Here is an 18,385-nt window from a genome sequence, read left to right as displayed (position 1 = left end):
TACGGATAACCAGCGCGAGCCTCTTTTTCTACAGTCTCGCGTCATCAGACACGGAACGCCGTCATGCTAAGCCGCACCGCCGATCACCTTTTCTGGATGGCCCGCTACATGGAGCGCGCGGAGAACACCGCCCGCATGCTCGACATCAACCTGAAGGCGCTATTGCTGCCGCAGACGCCCGAGCAGGAGGCGCGTGCGCAGCGTTCGGTGCTGCGCATCTCCGAGCTGGAGTCCGCCTTCGCACAGCGCTATGACGAGCCGACCCGCGAACACGTGCTCGATTTCATGGTGGCCGACGCCGCTAATCCGTCGAGCATTCACTCGTGCCTGCACGCGGCGCGCGAAAACGCGCGTGCCGTTCGCGGCACCTTGACGACCGAATGGTGGGAGACCATCAACGATACGTGGCTCGAGTTCAACGAGCGCATTTCGTCAGGCCAGGCGATGGCGAATCCGGGTGCGCTGTTCGAATGGGTGAAGTTCCGTTCGCACCTTTCGCGCGGCGTGACGATCGGCACCGCGTTGCAGGACGACGCGTTTTTCTTCACGCAACTGGGCACGTTTCTGGAGCGCGCCGACAATACGGCGCGCATTCTCGACGTGCGCTTTGCCGACGTGGAGCCGAATTCGCGCGACGCCGCGCGTCAACTCGAGGACTTCTATTACTGGACATCGATTCTCAGTTCCGTGTCGGCGCTCGAAATCTACCGCAAGGTGTATCGCGATGTCGTCACGCCGGCGCGCGTCGTCGAATTGATGATTCTGAACCAGCAGATGCCGCGCTCGCTGCTGGCTTCGCTCGAAGGCGTCTGCGCGAATCTGGCGATGCTGCGCACCTCGGGCTCAAACCAGTGCGAACGGTTCGCCGGCAAACTGCGCGCCGAACTCCTGTATGCCGACATCCGGCAGATTTTCGAAGCCGGTCTGCACGCGTATCTGACGCAATTCCTTGCTCGCGTGTTCGAGCTGGGCAATCTCGTCGCACGTACCTATCTCATGCTGCCAGTCGCCTGACGGAGTTCCTATGCACCTGACGATCCGCCACGAGACGTCCTATCGTTATGAAGCGACTGTCCATTACTCGATCCAGCAATTGCGGCTCACGCCTGCAAGCGGCGCCTCGCAGGTCGTGCGGCGCTGGAGCATCGACGCGCCGGGCAAGCTCGACGCCGCCTTCGACGCGTATGGCAACGCGCTGCACACGCTCGTCATCAACAAGCCGCACCGCGAAATCCGCCTTTACGTAGCTGGCGAAGTCGACACGATGGCCCTGAAAGACGGCCGCCTGCCCGACGACGCCGGGCCGATTCCGCTTGAGCACTTCACCTGCGCGACGCGTCTGACCGAGGCGGACGGTGCGATTCGCGAACTGGCCGCATCGGTGCCCGAGCTCGCCAGCGCGTCGAGTCTGATTGCGCTGGCCGAGCGCATCGTCGAAAAGGTCAGGTACAACCCCGGCATTACCGAAGTGACCAGTACCGCGGCGCAGGCGCTCGCGCTCGGCAATGGCGTGTGCCAGGACCATGCGCATCTGATGCTCGCCTGCTGCCGGACGCGGGGCGTGCCGGCGCGCTACGTGAGCGGCTACATCGAACCGGGGGACGTGCCGCATGCGGCGAGCCACGCGTGGGTGGACGTCTGGCTCGACGGCACGGGCTGGGTTTCGGTCGACGTCACGCATGCCGCTTTCGCCAGTGAGATCTACTGCAGGCTCGCCGTCGCGCGCGATTACGAGGCCGTGGCGCCAGTGCGCGGGCGGCGGATCGGCGGCATGGAAGAGCGGTTGGACGTGTCGGTGACCGTCAGCGCGCGGATGGGGCAGTAGCTCGCGCGGAGGACGGCGCGGTGGGGCGTGTAGTCAAAGCGTTGTCGCCAGGCGTGTAGTGAGGTGCGCCGCAGGGCGTACAGCGGGGCGCATAACGAGGCGCAGGCGAATCCAGGCAAGCCCCCCAGAAGTCTTAACAAGGCCCAGACAAGGCAAGATAAGCCCCGCAAGCCCTGACAAGTCCCATAACAAGGCGCGGCAGGTAACACAGAACCTGCGGGCTGGCGACACGCTGGCAGCAGCCCGGCGCGGCCTGGCCGCCTCGCTGCCGCCGCACGCAAAGCGCTATCAAGAACCCACCCAGAGCAGCCGTAATACGGTAAAGAGGCGTATCCGCGCCGCATTACAATAGCGCCGTTCAGTTGTTTTTTGCGGGACCCTTTCCTATGACCTACTGCGTAGCGATGACCGTCGACGAAGGTCTCGTGTTTCTTTCGGACACGCGCACCAATGCGGGCGTCGATCATATCAGCACCGCGCGCAAGATGTCGGTGTTCGAGCAGCCGGGCGAGCGCATGCTGGTGCTCCTTGGCGCGGGCAACCTGTCGCTCACGCAAGCCGTGCTGCACGAACTGTCCGAGCCCGGCGATGCGTCGCAGCCCACGCTGTGGAACGCACCCACCATGGCGGACGCCGCCCGCGTGATAGGCCGCGCGGTGCGCTCGGTACACCAGCGCGAGGCGGCGGCGCTGCAGGAATTCGGCGTCGACTTCAACTGCAGCTTCATTCTTGGCGGGCAGATCGCGGGCAACCGGCCGCGTCTTTTCATGATTTACGCGGCGGGCAACTTCATCGAGGCGTCGGCGGTCAACCCGTACTTCCAGATCGGCGAGGCCAAGTACGGCAAGCCGATTATCGACCGGGTGCTCACGCCGTCCACGCCGCTCGACGAAGCCGCAAAATGCGCGCTGATCTCAATGGATTCGACGCTGCGCTCGAATCTTTCGGTCGGGCTGCCGCTCGATCTGCTGGTCTACGAGAAGGACGCGTTGCGCGTCACGCGTTTCGTTTCGATCGATCACGATAACGCTTACTTCGAGATGATTCATCGCACGTGGGGCGAGCGGCTGCGCCAGGTGTTCAGCGAGATTCCCGATCCGGACTGGCAGGAGTCGCCTCGTGTGCCGACGCTGCACGGCGAGCGGGCGCTAGTGCTGTGTCGCGCGCCGGTGGGCGCCGACGGCGTCGAGCACGAATTCGATGTGAAGCCGGCGCAGACGCTTGCCGAGGCCGACAAGGGCAAGGCGCAGCGGCGCTAGGGCCAGGCGCCAGGTCGTGCGCCTTTGCCGCAGGCTAAAGCGTGCGAAAGCGACCGACGAAAAAAAACCAGCCACCGGCTTGCGCCCATGGCTGGTTTCGAACTGCCTGAGCTTCAGCAGTTCAGCAAGTTCAATTAGAACTTGTGGCGGATACCCAGGCTGACCACTTCTTGCGAGCTGGAAGCCGAGTTGTAGCCGTACGAACCAACTGCTGCGCCTGCGCTGACCAGTGCGCCGTTTGCAGCGCGCTGGTCGCCGCTTGCGTGCTGGTATGCGCCGACCAGGTAGATGTCCGTGCGCTTCGACAGGTTGTAGTCGCCGCCCAGGGAAACCTGGTGATACGTTGCGCTCGCGTCGCCGCTAGCCTTCGTGTACGTGTAGCCCACGCCAACCAGCAGTGCCGGCGTTGCCTGGTAGCCCAGGTACGCGCCTGCGACGTTGTACTTCTCGGTCGAACCGAAGCCCGACTGTGCGTCCGGCTTGTACTGTGCGTTGCTGTAACGTGCGTTAGCCGTGAACGGGCCTGCTACGTATTGAATTGCAACCGAAGCGATGCCGATCGACTTCGCAGCGGCGTACGCGCCGTTGATCTGGTTGTCGAACGTACCGTCAGACGTGCTGCCCCAGCCCGCACGGGTCGGAACCGTGGTGTGCGGGTTTTCTGCGCGGAAGTAGCCAGCAGCGATGCTGAACGGACCCGTTGCATACGTTGCTGCGCCCGACCACGTCTGGCCTGCGCCCGTCGCACCTGCCACGCCGCCGAATGCATACATGCCTTCGAACTGGAAGCCGCCCCACACCGGCGAGGTGTACTTGACGGCGCTGTTCGTACGCGACGAGTTGTCGTTGTTGTCAACGTCGCCCGGCGTCGTGAACGTCGAACCGAAGTAGTTGTCTGCCGTCAGCGGCTGGACCAGGTCGACGAGCGGGTCATACTGACGACCCAACGTGACGGTACCCCACTGGTCGCCGGTCAAGCCGACATATGCCTGACGACCGAACATGCGGCCGCCTTGGCCCAGACGGCCGTTGTTCGGATCAAAGCCGTTTTCCAACTGGAAAATCGCCTTCAGACCGCCGCCCAGATCTTCCGTGCCCTTCAAGCCCCAACGGCTGCCTTGCAGGTTGCCGGCGACCAGGCCAACCTGGTTCTTGTTGGCGCCCGTTGCGTCGACCGTGTTGTGCGCGAACTGGATCGATTCATCGATCAAGCCGTACAAGGTCACGCTGCTTTGAGCGTGTGCGACGCCGGTAGCGCCCAGCAGCGCCAGCGAGAGGGTAGACAGTGCGATTCGTTTCATCCATTTCTCCACGCAGATGATTAGTTTACTTGTTGCGGAAGGGAGAATAGCTCACGCGTCAATCGGTAAGAACTGGAAAAAAAAGAGTGTCGCCAAAAACCTACAATTGCCGCTAAGCCTTGTATTTAAAGCAGATTGCGGATTGTTTCTGTTTTTGCAATATTGATTCGTAACATTGGCATTATTGTTGTTTTGTTGACTGTAAACGTTTCAGCTTGCCCGTTTTTGGCATTTATTTGTAATGTTATTGTAATGTACTCGTCTAAGCGGCGACGCATCAGTTTGCCTGCGTTAGAGCAAGGCGATGAGGATTGGCCGAAAAGCAGACTAGACAGGCATCGGCGATTGTGATCCACGCGCACCAGCAAGGTGCGGCGCGACGGTGGATCCAGTCATTCCTGCCCGGTGTCGTGCGAGCGCGCGTGCCGGGCCATGCTGGCAGCCGCGAGGCCCGCGGCTGCCGCGAACGCGACCGATTTCCACGGGTGCTTGCGCACGTAGCGATCCGCTGCCACTGCCTTGCGGCTCGCGCCGAGCAGCGTGAGCGCGGCCAGATGGGTCGCCTGCGCTTCCGCGGAGATCACCGAGCGCCCGACTTTGGCCGCCGTCGCCACTACGGACGCTTTTTTGCGCGCCTGCGTTCGCCTCAGTTCGAAGACGGACGAAGCGCCGCGCTTCTCCGTGGAAAGCGCGCTGCCGGTGCTGGAAACTTGCACATGCCCGAGCGGATGGACGTTGCGCTCCCCGGCATGCAATGCCGGGCTCGCCGGAACCGTCGACGCCGCCAGCACGGAGGCCAGCTTCGCGCGGCTTCCGGGCGGCGAATCCGCCTGCACGCCCCAACCGCCGCGCGGATCGTTGAGCCGGCCCCGTGCTGCCGAAAACTCCGCGCCGAGCAGCAGCACGGCGGCCGAGAAGTACAGCCACATCAGCAGCACGGCGAGCGATCCGGCCGCGCCGAACGAACTCGCCATGCCGGCGTGCGCCAGATAGAGCGCGAACAGTTTTTTGCCTGCCGAAAACAGCACGGCCGCAACCACGCCTCCAACCAGCGCATCGCGCCACCGCACCTTTGCGTCGGGGAGAAATTTGAGGAGCCCGGCGAACGCAAACGCGAGCACCAGCAAGCCGACGCCAAGCTGCAGCAGATTGCCGATCACCACGTAAGGCGAGTCGCCCCACAGCCACTTGCCGATAAACGTGATCACCGTATCGAGCACGAGCGAAACGATCAGCAGAAAGGCGACGCCTAGTACCAGCCCGAACGAGATGAGCCGCACACGCACGAGCGCGATCACGCTCGAGGTGCGCGGGCCCGTGTACGGCCAGACGACGTTGAGCGCGCTGTTGAGCGACGAGAACGTGGCCGATGCACCTATCGCCAGCATCGTGAACGAGATGATGGCCGCGACGCCGCCTGCGCTGCCGCTGTGATGCGCGTTCTCGACGATGGTTTGCACGCCTGCCGCGGCCTGGTCGCCGAGCAGTCCGTGAATGTGATCGAATAATTCGCCGCGCGCGGCTTCGGCGCCGAAGAACCAGCCGGCCACTGCGATCACCATGACGAGCGTCGGCGCGAGAGAAAAGGCAGCGTAGAACGCAATGCTGGCCGCCATCGCGGTGCAACGGTTTTCGGAGAACTGCTTGAGTGCTCCGATCGCCCAGTTGGCCTGCGTGCGCGCTACGTGCTGGAGGTTCTCGGCGGAAAGCGTATCGATGTCCATGGTCGAAGTCCGGATGGGAATGGGCGCCGGTCGGCGTGCGCAAGCCGCTCGGCTGGCCAGACGCAGCCTTCGTCATGTGTGGTTCGCAAACCTTGTGCCTGTGACTATAGCAAGCGTGCCACGTGCGCGCCCATGCGGCGAGCCGTGCGGGCCGCTAGAATGCGATGGCCCTTTCCATCGTCTTCATCCAATAACAGCCATGCATTCTCACGAAGCCTTGAAACAGCTGGATGTGATTCCCGCCGAGCAACTCGCCGCGTGTTTGCCGGCGCAAGTGCTTGCGCAGTTGCCGCAACAGGGCGTCACGGTTTTTTCCGTCGCCGACGACGCGTCGGACACCGCCGCCTTCAGCGCGCGCTATGGCTTCGGTCTCGAGGACTGCGCGAATACGATCGTGGTGCGCTACAAGAAGGACGGTGCCGAGCATTACGCGGCGCTCGTGTCGCTCGGGTCTTTGCGGCTCGACATCAACGGCGCAGTGAAGGCGGCGCTTGGCGCGCAGCGGCTTTCGTTTGCGAAGCGCGAACTGGCGGTCGAATTGAGCGCAATGGAGTTCGGCGGCATTACGGCTTTCGGCTTGCCCGAGGACTGGCGCATTCTTGTCGATACGGCCGTGATGGAGCGCACGCAGATCGTGATGGGGGCCGGCATTCGCGCCGCTAAGCTGCTGCTTGCGCCGGACGTGTTGCGTCAGTGGCCGCGTTGCGAAGTCGCGCAGATGACGCTCGCGGCGCAATGAGCTGCTCAGTGACTGGCGCAGTGACTGGCGCAACGACTGGCGAAGCGGGCGCAGAAGCGGGTACAGAAGCAGGTGCAGAAACGGGCGCGCCGCGTTGAGCGCGCCCGCGAGGCCATCACGCCGCGCGGTCGGCAAAGCCGCCGCGCGGCTTCAGCAAGATCAGATGATGAGGCGCGAGACCTTCGTGCCTTCCAGCGACACGCCGGCCATCAACCCGCCGTTAGTCAGGACGAATGCCTCCACGGGGCTGGTTGCCGTGGACGTGTCAATCGCACCGTTCGCGCCGACCTTGAGCACGGCGACGGTCGCGTCAGCGCCCGCTGCCCAGCCCTGGCTGTTAAGGAATTTGTCGAGTGCTTCCTGCGTCATGAACAGGAACACAAGCGCCTTCGATTGCGCGCCGATCTGCAAGCCGAACGATCCTGCCACCGTGCTGTAGTAGCCGGTGGTGCGACCGCCTACGCGCAGCGCGCCTTCGCCGTATTGGCCGCCCACCCAGAAGCCCGCCGAAATCACTGACGGGAACACCAGCACGCCGCGCGCTTTGGCCACGAGTTCGCGCGAGCCGCCGACATTCGCGTACAAACGCGAAAGCGTGGAGTCGATTCCCGCATTGATCGTGTCGCGCTTGTTGGCGTTGGCGGACGCCGATGCGCTCGAAGACGGGGACGTGGTGGTGCAACCGGCGAGGCCGAGGCCTGCTGTTGCGAAAGCCGCGCCGGCCGTCGTGATGAATTGTCGTCTGCGCATGAGAGTTATCCTTTTACGTTATCGAGGCGGTTTTTCTTTATCGAATAAAGGTAATGCTGTGACGCCGGCCAATATGACCGGAGTCTATGATAAAGCAGCATTTGCCGTGCCTGACTCATGCCGGCCGCGCAGAGACCCATGAGAGGGCGAGGCGAGGAGTCCGCGCGGGCCCGGCGGGCCGACTCCTCGCTGTTCAACCTCACATGGACGGGCGAATGTTCTGGTTGTGGCGAAACACATTCTGCGGGTCGTAGCGGCCTTTCACCGCGACCAGCCGTTCGTAGTTCGGGCCGTAAGCGTCGGCCACACGGCTCTCTTCTTCCTGCGTCATGAAATTCACGTACACGCTGCCGAGCGAATAAGGCGCTGCCGCGCCGAAAAATGCGCGAGCCCAGGCGATGCAACGTTCGTCGTCGGCAGGATCGTCCCAGCGGCCGTGCACGTTCATCGCATATTGCGTATCGCGGCTCGAATAGGCCGTCGCATTGACGGGCACCCGCTGCGTCTGTCCGCCGATCTGCCCGAAGAAAATCTCGCACTGCGGCGAAGGCAGGTTTTCAATCGACTGAAGCAGCGCGTCGATCAGACCGTCGTCGATGCCGGCGAGGTTGTGCGACTTCCAGTAGTTGCGCGATCCCGGCGCGAGCAGCGGGTCGAATGCCTGTTGCCACATCGCGTAAGGCATTTCGCCCAGATGTTCGCCGACCGGCGTGCCGAATGTCTTCACTGGCGCGAGCGCTGCCGGACCGTTCGCGCTCGGCCCGGTGTAGCAACTCGCGAAGATAACCACCGGCTGGCCGTGCACCTCGGCGGGCAGGAAGGGCAGGGGCGGCGCGAGCCGCAGAACCGCCCACACGCTCAGATCGTCGGGCATCTGCGTGGACGCCGCGCGATATTTGACGAGCGCGTCCCTTGCCTGAGCGAACGGAAAGACCACGAGTCCGCCGTAGACCATCGGGCCGACAGGATGCAGTGCGAACTCGAACGAAGTCACCACGCCAAAGTTGCCGCCGCCGCCGCGAATCGCCCAGAACAGATCTTCGTTCGATTCGGCGCTGGCGCGAAGCAACTCGCCTTCGGCGGTGACAACGTCTGCTGAAATCAGGTTGTCTACCGTCATGCCATATTTGCGGCTGAGCCAGCCAAAGCCGCCGCCCAGTGTCAGACCCGCGACGCCCGTAGTCGAATTGATGCCGAGCGGCGTGGCGAGCCCGAAGGCTTGCGCTTCATGATCGAAATCGGCCAGCGTCGCGCCAGGCTCGACGTACGCGCGTCTCGCCACAGGATCGATACGCACCGATTTCATCCGCGAAAAGTCCATCACGAGGCCGTCTTCGCACAGTGCGCTGCCGGCAATGTTATGACCGCCGCCGCGCAGCGCAAGCGGCAGATCGTGAGCGCGCGCAAAGGCGACGCCGCGACGCACGTCGGCGACACCGGCGCAGCGCAGGATCATCGCGGGACGGCAGTCGATCATTGCATTCCAGATGCTGCGCGCTTCGTTGAAGCCCGCATCTTCGGGAAGCACGAGTTGCCCACGTATTGCGGTTTTCAATTCGTCGATGGCGCTGCTCGGCACTTGAGGCATGGCTTGTCTCCTGAATGTTGTGAGGGCGAGGGCGCTTTGCGAGCACCGTCGATGACCGAAGCAGACCGAAAGAAAATCGACAGGCTGATTCAGCGTCCAGTAAACGAAGCTGATCGACGGAGTCAAACACACGTAAACCCGCGTTCTGCTAGCCATTTCCTGCGAGCCTTGCGGGGCGGGCTTCGGCGCGGCGAAGTCGCGCGATTCACGGCGTTAGCGCGGCGAATGGTGCATGTGCTTGCGGAAAAATTCGTGCAGAAGTGTCGGCCAATTCGCCCATACGCCAATTCGCCAATTCGCCGATACGGGCGTCTCGCCGCGAACGGTAGGGCGAGAGCGCTCCGGCCACACGCTGCGTGCGGGTCTAGAGCGGCACTTCAATGACCTTGTCGTGAGCCACGACAAAGACTCTTTCGTCGCTTTCGCGGCCGTCGTCGCGTGCACCGCCGGTGAAGCTGCCGAACGCGGGCAACACGCCGCATTGCGCACCGAAACGAAAGCACGGAACGCGGACCGAGTCGTTGCGCGTCGCGACGCGATAGACCGGGTGCAGATGACCGGCGAGTGCGTAGGCACCCTGAACCGTCTGGGGGTGATGACATAGCGCCCACGGTCCAATCCGCCACGGCTCCTGCACGTAGTCGACGCGCAAGGTCGAGGGCAATGCGCCCGCATGCCGGTCATGGTTGCCTTCCACGAGCACGATCCGCAGACCCGCGTGCCGGGCGCGCCAGACGTGCAACGCGTCGAGCGTTTCCTCGGCGTGTGCCTCGCGTGCATGTAGCAGATCGCCGAGAAAAACGAGCGTGGCGGGTTCGAAGGTGGCGATCAGTATGTCCAGACGCATCAGGTTGTCGGCGGTGGAACCGACCGGAACCGGCACGCCGCGCGCGCGAAATACCGCGTCCTTGCCGAAATGCGCATCCGCGACGAAAAGGCAGTGCAGCGCGGGATCGAAGGCCGCGCGCAAGCTCGACAGCACAAGCGCATGGCCCGCAATATCGACTGCCAACGAAGCAGGGTTCATACGCGGGCCGCCTTCTCGAGTTCCGCGAGCATCCGCTCTACGCGATCTGCGAGCTTTTCGGTGCTGACTTTCTCGCGCAGACGTCCGACAATCAGCGGAAACGCAAACGGCGTCGGCTTTTTAGGGTGCGTGAGAACGAGGCGGCTTGCGTTCATCCGTTGCAGCGCGGTGCGAATGCGTTTGGCGTCGAGTTCCTGCAGCAGGACTTCCGCATCGGCCTGGTCGAGAAGCAGATTGCCGCTGTCGTGATTGCGGAATATTTCGTAGAAGAGGCCACTGGAAGCCTGTAGTTGCCGCGCGCTTTTCTGCTGCCCAGGGTGTCCCTGAAACACCAGTCCCGACACGCGCGCAATTTCACGGAAGCGGCGCCGCGACAGCTCCGACGAATTGAGGCTCGCCAGTATGTCGTGATCCAGTTCTTTCACGGAGAGCAAACCTCTCCCCAGCTCCGCAGCCCAGTCAAATCGTTGCGCGGACAACAACTCGAAGCCATAGTCGTTCATTGAAATAGAGAAAGTGCCCGGCTTGTCCCGCGCGATTCTCCATGCGAGCAATGCACCCAGACCGATATGCGCGGTGCGCCCCGCAAACGGATAACAGAAGAAGTGATGCCCTTCGCGCGACTTGAGTACTTCCGCTACCAGCACGCCGGGTGCGGGGAGCGCCGACCATTTCTGCTGCAATTCGAGCAGTGGTCGAACCGCGCGCATTTCCGGCTCGTCATAGATGCCGGCGGCGGCGCGCGCGAGCATGGTGAGCGTGGCGTCCGCCAGTTCGGACGAGAGCGGCATGCGGCTTCCTGCCCATTGCGGCATCGCGCCGCGCGAGGACGTTGCGCGTTTGACCCAGGCGGTCATGTCCTGCACCCGGATCAGCTCGAGCGCGCGTCCGCCGAACGTAAAGATGTCGCCGGGTTTGAGCCGCGAAATGAATGACTCCTCGATTGCGCCTATGCGGCCACCGGCAAGATACGCGACGTTCAGCGTGCCGTTGGCGACGATCGTGCCCACGTTGTTGCGATGCCGACGCACGAGATCTTCGCGAGGCACGCGGTACAGGCCGTCGCTTTCACGCACCACGCGGTGATAGTCCGGATACGCGCGCAGCGCAGTGCCGCCGCCTTCGACGAAGCTCAATGCCCAGTCGAATTCACTCTGCGTCAGTTGCCGGTATGCGTAGGCACTGCGGACTTCGTCGAATAGATCCTGCGGCTCGAAGCCGCCGCCAATCGCTATGGTCACCAGATGCTGAATCAGAACATCGAAGGGTTTCTCAGGCGTTTCGCGGCCTTCTATCTGGCGCTTGTCGACCGCCTCGCGCGCAGCTGCCGCTTCGACGAGTTCGAGCGCGTGCGTGGGCACTATCGTCACGCGCGAGGGCCGCCCGGGCGCGTGGCCAGAGCGGCCCGCGCGCTGCATCAAACGCGCGACGCCTTTGGGCGAGCCAATCTGAAAGACTCGTTCGACAGGCAGAAAGTCGACGCCGAGGTCCAGGCTCGATGTGCACACAACTACCTTGAGCAGGCCGTTCTTCAGGCCGCGCTCGACCCATTCGCGCACTTCCTGGTCGAGCGACCCGTGATGCAGCGCAATCGATCCGGCCCATTCGGGCCGCGCTTCGAGCAGAGCCTGATACCAGACTTCGCATTGCGAGCGCGTGTTGGTGAACACGAGCGATGTGCGTGCCTCGCCGATTGCGTCCGCCACTGCCTCGACCTGGCGCATGCCCATGTGACCACCCCATGGAAAGCGCTCGATAGTGTCGGGAATGACCGTATCGACGATGAATGCTTTCGGCAACTGACCGTGCACGCTCACGCGCGGTGTCCTGACGGGCGCGAGCAGTACATCGGCGGCGAAAGGAAGATTGCCGAGCGTGGCCGACAAACCCCATACCTGCAAATCGGGCCGCCAATGCGCAAGCCGTGCGAGCGCCAGCTGCGTTTGCGTGCCGCGCTTGTTGCCGAGCAGTTCATGCCATTCGTCGACGATGACCAGCCTCACGTGCGAGAGCACTTCGCGTGCGTCCGGCCGCGTGAGGATGAGCGACAGGCTCTCGGGCGTGGTGATCAGCGCGGACGGCATGCGGCGGTTTTGCCGCGTGCGTTCGGCAGGAGTGGTGTCGCCGGTTCGCAAGCCCACGGTCCACGGCACGGCGAGTTCCGTGGCCGAGCTTTGCAATGCGCGGGCCGTGTCGGCCGCGAGCGCGCGCATTGGCGTGATCCACAGAACTGTGAGCGGCTCAGGCTGCACGACGGCGGGCCGCTTGCGGGCAAGCGCGGATCGGGGCGCAGCCGTGGGCCGGGCGGTCGGCTCATTCGTGGCGATCTCGCGCGTGGCTCGCGTGAACGCTGCCAGCGCGCCGAACCACACCGCCCACGTTTTTCCAGCGCCCGTAGTGGCATGCAACAAGCCACTCGCGCCTCGTTCCATTTCGCGCCACACTTCGCGCTGAAAATCGAACGGTTGCCAGCGGCGTGTTTCGAACCACTGGTGCAGCTTCGCGGAGAACGGGCGGCGCGCCTCGTCTTCGTCGATGGAAAAGGGGAGCGGTTCGAAACCCGGTTCACGGGCATCGAGCCGCGCCTGCTGCTCCCGGCTGCGCGGAATGCGTCGCGGCCGCGGCGCGCGGCGCCGTTCTGGCACGGCCGCCGGCAACGCAACGTCCGGGTCATCGGGGTCTGGCGGTTCGTTCATTGCAAGCGTTCGTTGGCATCGGGTTCGCGCACGGCGATTAGTCGCTGCAGCTTCCCTATGGACCGCGTGCGCGAAGCGTGGGTTCACAAGAATTGCACTGACAGGTTGCAACGCGCCGTGTTCAAATGCCGGAGCTTTGCACCCGCCCTGGCTGAACGCCATCGGCTATTGCGTCGGCGCACGGCGTCGCGCTTCGATACAAAGGAGTTTACGTGGATAACAAGCTCTCTGCGTTGCCCCGAATGCCCTTGCAGATTGCGGCCGCGCAGGCACAGCCGGTTTGCGGGGACACAGCGGCGAACATCGCCAGGACGGTCGAATTGACTGCTATTGCGGCTGAGCGCGGCGCAAGACTGGTGGTTTTTCCCGAGAAATTCCTGAGCGGCTATGAGCCCGGCCTGATTGCTGGCGACCCTGCGAAATACGCGTTCGAGGCACTGGATGCCCGCCTCGATCCGCTTCGCGAGACATGCCGCCGGCACGCCATTGCGGCAGTCGTCGGCGCGGCCACGCACGGCGCGGACGGCCTGCATATTTCGTCGCTGATATTCGACTGCCGCGGCGAGGACGTTGCGCCGTATCACAAGCAGTATCTATATAGAAGCGAAGCGCAGATCTACCGGCCAGGCACGCGAGGCTGCATGCTCGAACTAGACGGATGGCGGCTCGCGCTCGGCGCCTGCTACGACTCGGGCTTTCCCGAACATGCACGGACTGCCGCAGTGAACGGTGCGCACGCCTATCTGGTGAGCGGACTGTTCAGCGTCAAGTCCGGCTATCACCAGTCGCGCATCTGGTTCCCCGCACGCGCGTTCGACAATACGCTGTATGTATTGCTGTCGAATCACGTCGGGACGACCGGCGGCTGGGACACCTGCGGCGCGAGCGCGATCTGGAGCCCCTATGGCGACGTGATCGCGCAGGCAAGCCGCGAGCGGGAGGAAGTGATTACCGCGCTGCTCGATCCCGCCGCGCTCGCCGATGTCCGCGAACGCGAAACTGCGCTCGCGGATTTTGTCGCGCGTGGCGAGGCCACGAGCACCGTCTCAGTGCTGCGGCTGAATTGACGGCGCGCGCTGAGCGGTGCGCTAGAATGAGCTGTCCTACCCATCTGGAGACTGGTTTTGAAATCTATCGTTGCTCTGCTCGCCGCTACAGTACTTTCCTCGACGGCAATGGCTGCCGCTTCTACTACGGAGAAGCTGCCTTCGGGCGTGGTGGTCGAACATCTGGTGCAAGGCACTGGCGCGCAGCCGGCGGCCACGGATGTCGTCAAGGTCAACTATCGCGGCACGCTTGCCAACGGCACTGAATTCGACGCGTCCGCGAAACACGGCGGTCCTGCAACGTTTCCGCTGAACCGCGTGATTCCGTGCTGGACTCAGGGCGTGCAGACCATGAAAGTGGGCGGCAAGGCCAAACTGACCTGCCCGGCTGCCACCGCTTACGGCAGCCGTGGCGTGGGCACCATTCCGCCGAATAGCGACTTGACGTTCGAGGTCGAACTAATCGACATCGTCAAATAAGGCGCCGCCCACGTACGCTGAAACGCAACCCCGCTACGAAGCAACGCAGCGGGGTTTTTTTATGACCATGGCGTTATCCGCCAGCCAGATGGAAGATGGAATAGAACGTAAGAGCACAGCCACGGCAATCGACAACGACATTTTTTCAACTCGCCGCCCACGCGCTCGTTTACCAATGCTGCTGTTGTCATTCAACGTGCATGAGGAGCGTCTGCCATGAATATAGACTTCCATTACGGCGTGATCTACATTGTCGCGCGTGTGGCCGGAATGACAGAACGTGAGGCGCTGACCGTCGCCCACGCGTGCCAGTATGTCGACGACGCGACGACGCCGGGCATCTTACGGTTTCAGGGCGGCGAAACGTTTGAGCGTTTTGCCACTGCGCACAAGACCTTCGACTACGCGAATACCGAGAACGACCAGAACCGGCTAGTGTGGGCGCCGTTTCATTTTCTGCCGGCAGGGGAAGGAGCGACGCTCGAAGAAAAAGCCGTATGCCGGGCGGACAGCGCGGTTGCGCGCGAGGTCGTGCGGCGCGCCATCCGGCAGCGCGGCACGGAAACGGGTTTGCACCGTCTCGGCGTGACGCTGCATACGTATGTGGATACGTGGGCGCACCAGGGGTTCGCCGGCATAGAAAGTCCAGGCAACCGGGTCCATTCTCTGGAGGCGCAAGACTGCACGCGCACGGGCTGGGTGGCGAACCTCACACTCGCGATGCAGCACCTGATCCAGCACGTCGAGGAAGACGTGATCACTCTCGCACTACCGGTGGGTCATGGGGCCGCCTTGCACTATCCGGATCAGCCGTGGGCGAAGTGGCATTACATCGACGGCAGGAATATGTTCATACAGAGGCACAACCTGCCCGAATTCGTCGAGGCTGCCGAAATGGCGTGCCGCGCAGTGCGCGCGTACGTGGCCGGCCGCGAAGACTTTGGAAACGAAGAGGGAATGCCGGAAAACGTAAAAGCGGCGCTCACGGAGCTACTCGATACGAACCGGATCATGGACGACAACGAGCGCTTGCGCGCGATCTGCGAGTTTGTTCGGGAAGGCGGCATTCCGGGTCTGAAAGAGGCCATTGCCGATTATGTGCCCAAAGGAGTGGGCTCATGGAAGTACAAAGCCACCGGGCTTCGCGCGGAAGACGATTCGGGCGAGAGACCTGTATGGACCGAGGCATTCGAGAAAAGCGATTACCGGCTTTTTCACGACGCGGTGAAACAGCACCGTTTCGTGACGACTCAAGAAGTTCTGCCGGCGTATGGCCTGCGAATCGCATGACATCTTTGCTCGCGCAAGCCTCGCGCGTGGCCGACCGGAGCTGGCCAGGATAACGGGCCGCCATGCGGGGCGGCTCCGTTATGGGCTGACTTTCGGTTGAAAGTACTCATTGGTTAGCGCTGAAAACCGCTAGCGCCATTTCAATAACCCCAGCGCCCATGCTCGCGCCATTGCTGTTCGCGCCAATGCTCGCGGCGCCATTCACGCTCCCTCCATTCACGCCGCTCGCGCCACGCGCTGCGGTCGCCGTACGGGCGATAACCGCCATAAGCTACCGCGACCGGAGCCGGGCCATAGGCAACCGGAGGGGCAACATAGACGGGTGGCGCCGGTGCATACACGCCGACCGGAACGCCTACGCCGACGGCCAGGTTCACGTGTGCCGAAGCCAGCGACGATACCGCCAGAACTGCCAGACCGAGTGCCGCGCCAACGATCTTCTTGTCCATTTCCCTTCTCCTTGCACTTGATGTGCGGTGCCAAAGCTCTTTGTCCCGATGGACGTCTGAAGTGTAGAAGGGCGCCTGTGACACAGGTGAAACAGCATTGCGAGATCGGTAACGCACGATTACCGGCCAATGCGGCGTTAAAAAATGAATCCGAAAGCTTTGAATCTCCGAATGCTTGCCTATAGTAGAAGCGGCTATTGCCGCAACGCACAGTGGCCGCCTTTTCTCTACAGGTGACGGGGAACCGACATGACGCCATCGAATGCCGCGATCTATCAGGCCCAGACTTGCACGCCCGAGTCGTTGCGAACGCTGGCAGTCTACCTGGAACTGGCGCTCGACAAGGGTGCAAGCGTGGTTCTGATGAGAATTGGCGCAAACGTGCGCAGCGTCTATGTTGGCGATCCGTCGCACGCTCTGGAGGATCTGCGCGACGAAGGCGTAATCGACGCCCGCCAGGCTGACGAGATTCTGGCGCTGACCCGCATAGGACTCAACCGGATAACCGCCGACGACCAGCAATACCGCTTCTTGCGCAGTGTCCGGTACATTGCCGATCGTCAGGTCGCGGTTTTTACGCCGACCTGAGCCAGCCTGCAACAATTGGAAATACACGAGAGATGGCGAACAGGCTGAGAAGAGGCGACACGCAATACAGACGACATAAAAGAAGGGCAGGCAGAGAACGAAGGCAGGCGAAAGGCGTCTACACAGGGCATCAAAGAAAAAAATTTCGTACTCCAGCATGCGTTGTGCAAGCGAATTGGGGTTTGTCCGGCCAGTGGCCTATGCCTTTCTTACGCTATTCATGGCATAGTTCGACCGATTACCACATAAGGAGCAATCCAATGCCCACGTTAGAGCAGATTCAGGCAAAGCTTAAGAAGCTTCAGGCGCAAGCTGACGCCCTGATTGCAAGAAAAGCACAAATCGCAATCGACCAGATTCGCGAATTGATGCTCAAGCATGGCCTGACCACCGCGGATATCGAAGCACGAGCAAAAGCGCGGCGCGCGGCCAATGGTGTTAATGGCCATGCAGGAATCGGCAAAGCGAAGTCCGCGGCAGGCGCGCAGAAGGTCGCGAAATATCGGGACCCGAAAACCGGCGCGACCTGGACAGGGCACGGTCGCGCGCCCGGTTGGATCGCCGCTGCGAAAAACCGTAACCTGTTTCTGATCGACGGCGCGAGCCAGGCCGTGCAGTCCGGCAGCATTCTCGCGACGCGCGCGAAAGGCAAAGGCCAGCCGAAAGGCGCCCAGCCGCCGAAGTACCGTCACCCGACTACCGGCGCGACGTGGAGCGGACGTGGCCCCGCCCCTGCCTGGCTTGCATCGGTGAAAGATCGCAGCAAATTTCTGATCGACGTGAGCGCGGCGTCGGCGGCGGGCAAAGCTGGTAGCGTGAAATCTTCCGCCCCGAGTGGCGCAGTCAGCAAGAAAGCTGCCGTGAAAAAAACGGTGGCGAAAAAGGCGAGGGCGGGCAAGCAAACTGTTGGAAGTGGAAAGGCCGCAGTAAAAACCGCTGCGAAGAAAGCGGTAGTGCGAAAGGTCAGCGCTAAAAAAGCCGCAACGAAGGCTGCAACTAAAACCGCAACTAAAACCGCAACTAAAGCGCCGGGCCGCAGAAAAGCCGCGGCTTCACTACCTGCCACGAGCGCTGCAGCTCCGCTGGCCTCGACCGCGGCGAGCGCGTAATCGTACGGAAATTGCGAAGTACATGACGAGCACGCTCGAATCATCCCGGCAGGAGGACCAGGTTCTCCTGCTGGAGTCGGTTCCTCATCCGGCAGCCGACGCTGCCGAGCCATTCATTGTCGCGAGCGACCGCCGCGTGATTCTCGCTTATCCGATAGCGGAGTCCGACTTCGAGCGGTTCGGTCCATTCAATCCCGACGACGATCCCTTCTGTGCAGTGCTATTTCCCGACGCCGCATTTCACCGGCTTGGCCCGCCGGGAGAGCGCGACCTCCGGATTCATCCGCTTGCGTCGAACGGTCTGGCCGCATACTCGGCGCATGAAGTGATTCATTCCTCTCTCGTGGATGAACTCTCGAGCGTGTCATTGCCGGGGTTGGGCAAGCGCCATTTCGTCATTACATTTATGGACTCCACATTCGAGTGTGTCGCGTCGGACTACACCGTTGTGGGCGTGTATGGCGCTGCCGAAATAGCGAGCCGCGAGGCATTTGCACTCGTACGTTAGCCTTGG

General features: G+C 62.6%; 17 protein-coding genes. 10 read left to right on the top strand and 7 right to left on the bottom strand.

Annotated features, from left to right (window positions below):
• Positions 1-63: 63 nt before the first annotated feature.
• The 3 genes from F757_RS0130155 (at position 64) to F757_RS0130145 (ending at position 3,084) form a co-directional block, all read left to right on the top strand.
• Entirely contained in the window at positions 64-1,014 is a 951-nt protein-coding gene (locus tag F757_RS0130155) for an alpha-E domain-containing protein (RefSeq protein ID WP_027214582.1), read from the top strand.
• Positions 1,015-1,024: 10 nt separating this feature from the next.
• The gene (locus F757_RS0130150; protein ID WP_027214581.1) at positions 1,025-1,825 is read left to right on the top strand and encodes a transglutaminase family protein; all 801 of its coding nucleotides are present in this window, start codon (positions 1,025-1,027) and stop codon (positions 1,823-1,825) included.
• A gap of 386 nt (positions 1,826-2,211) precedes the next feature.
• Positions 2,212-3,084: a proteasome-type protease gene (locus tag F757_RS0130145; protein WP_027214580.1), complete on the top strand. Its 873-nt coding sequence runs from the start codon at positions 2,212-2,214 to the stop codon at positions 3,082-3,084.
• Between the two features lie 134 nt (positions 3,085-3,218).
• On the opposite strand, the gene F757_RS0130140 is transcribed toward F757_RS0130145, so the two are convergent.
• Both F757_RS0130140 and F757_RS0130135 read right to left on the bottom strand, forming a co-directional pair.
• A complete protein-coding gene (locus F757_RS0130140; RefSeq protein ID WP_027214579.1) occupies positions 3,219-4,385 on the bottom strand; it encodes a porin in 1,167 nt (388 codons plus the stop codon).
• A gap of 392 nt (positions 4,386-4,777) precedes the next feature.
• Positions 4,778-6,109, bottom strand: a complete 1,332-nt coding sequence (locus tag F757_RS0130135; protein ID WP_027214578.1) for a YihY/virulence factor BrkB family protein — start codon at positions 6,107-6,109, stop codon at positions 4,778-4,780.
• A 199-nt stretch (positions 6,110-6,308) separates the two neighbouring features.
• Here F757_RS0130135 and F757_RS0130130 point away from each other — a divergent pair, with 199 nt between their 5' ends.
• Complete coding sequence (locus F757_RS0130130) at positions 6,309-6,848, top strand: YbaK/EbsC family protein (protein WP_027214577.1); 540 nt, start codon at positions 6,309-6,311, stop codon at positions 6,846-6,848.
• 159 nt (positions 6,849-7,007) lie between these two features.
• Here the strand turns inward: F757_RS0130130 and F757_RS0130125 are convergent, their stop codons facing one another.
• From F757_RS0130125 to F757_RS0130110, 4 genes are all read right to left on the bottom strand, one after another.
• A complete protein-coding gene (locus tag F757_RS0130125; protein ID WP_027214576.1) occupies positions 7,008-7,598 on the bottom strand; it encodes a BPSL1445 family SYLF domain-containing lipoprotein in 591 nt (196 codons plus the stop codon).
• 199 nt (positions 7,599-7,797) lie between these two features.
• Positions 7,798-9,186 carry an FAD-binding oxidoreductase gene (locus tag F757_RS0130120; protein WP_027214575.1) on the bottom strand — a complete coding sequence of 463 codons (1,389 nt, stop codon included), beginning with the start codon at positions 9,184-9,186 and terminating at the stop codon, positions 7,798-7,800.
• A 364-nt stretch (positions 9,187-9,550) separates the two neighbouring features.
• Positions 9,551-10,213, bottom strand: coding sequence for a ligase-associated DNA damage response endonuclease PdeM (gene pdeM, locus F757_RS0130115; protein WP_027214574.1), 663 nt, complete (start codon positions 10,211-10,213; stop codon positions 9,551-9,553).
• Positions 10,210-12,909: a ligase-associated DNA damage response DEXH box helicase gene (locus F757_RS0130110; RefSeq protein WP_027214573.1), complete on the bottom strand. Its 2,700-nt coding sequence runs from the start codon at positions 12,907-12,909 to the stop codon at positions 10,210-10,212. Before F757_RS0130110 ends, pdeM begins: the two co-directional genes overlap by 4 nt.
• A 212-nt stretch (positions 12,910-13,121) precedes the next feature.
• On the opposite strand from F757_RS0130110, the gene F757_RS0130105 reads away from it, so the two are divergent.
• From F757_RS0130105 to F757_RS0130095, 3 genes are all read left to right on the top strand, one after another.
• Positions 13,122-13,976, top strand: a complete 855-nt coding sequence (locus F757_RS0130105; protein ID WP_027214572.1) for a carbon-nitrogen hydrolase family protein — start codon at positions 13,122-13,124, stop codon at positions 13,974-13,976.
• A 108-nt stretch (positions 13,977-14,084) separates the two neighbouring features.
• On the top strand, positions 14,085-14,435 hold the full coding sequence (locus F757_RS0130100; RefSeq protein WP_198021460.1) for an FKBP-type peptidyl-prolyl cis-trans isomerase: 351 nt from the start codon (positions 14,085-14,087) through the stop codon (positions 14,433-14,435).
• 216 nt (positions 14,436-14,651) lie between these two features.
• Positions 14,652-15,725: a DUF6765 family protein gene (locus F757_RS0130095; protein WP_027214570.1), complete on the top strand. Its 1,074-nt coding sequence runs from the start codon at positions 14,652-14,654 to the stop codon at positions 15,723-15,725.
• 140 nt (positions 15,726-15,865) lie between these two features.
• On the opposite strand, the gene F757_RS0130090 is transcribed toward F757_RS0130095, so the two are convergent.
• Positions 15,866-16,174: a hypothetical protein gene (locus tag F757_RS0130090; protein WP_027214569.1), complete on the bottom strand. Its 309-nt coding sequence runs from the start codon at positions 16,172-16,174 to the stop codon at positions 15,866-15,868.
• A gap of 249 nt (positions 16,175-16,423) precedes the next feature.
• Between F757_RS0130090 and F757_RS0130085 the strand changes: the two genes are divergently transcribed.
• The 3 genes from F757_RS0130085 (at position 16,424) to F757_RS0130075 (ending at position 18,379) form a co-directional block, all read left to right on the top strand.
• Entirely contained in the window at positions 16,424-16,762 is a 339-nt protein-coding gene (locus F757_RS0130085) for a hypothetical protein (RefSeq protein WP_027214568.1), read from the top strand.
• Positions 16,763-17,022: 260 nt separating this feature from the next.
• Complete coding sequence (locus F757_RS0130080) at positions 17,023-17,871, top strand: H-NS family nucleoid-associated regulatory protein (protein ID WP_027214567.1); 849 nt, start codon at positions 17,023-17,025, stop codon at positions 17,869-17,871.
• A gap of 22 nt (positions 17,872-17,893) precedes the next feature.
• Complete coding sequence (locus F757_RS0130075; RefSeq protein WP_027214566.1) at positions 17,894-18,379, top strand: hypothetical protein; 486 nt, start codon at positions 17,894-17,896, stop codon at positions 18,377-18,379.
• Positions 18,380-18,385: the final 6 nt, after the last annotated feature.

Origin of the sequence: Burkholderia sp. WSM2232 (assembly GCF_000472545.1) — a bacterium.
Classification (GTDB): Bacteria; Pseudomonadota; Gammaproteobacteria; order Burkholderiales; family Burkholderiaceae; genus Paraburkholderia.
This window is presented reverse-complemented; position numbering and strand designations above follow the sequence as displayed.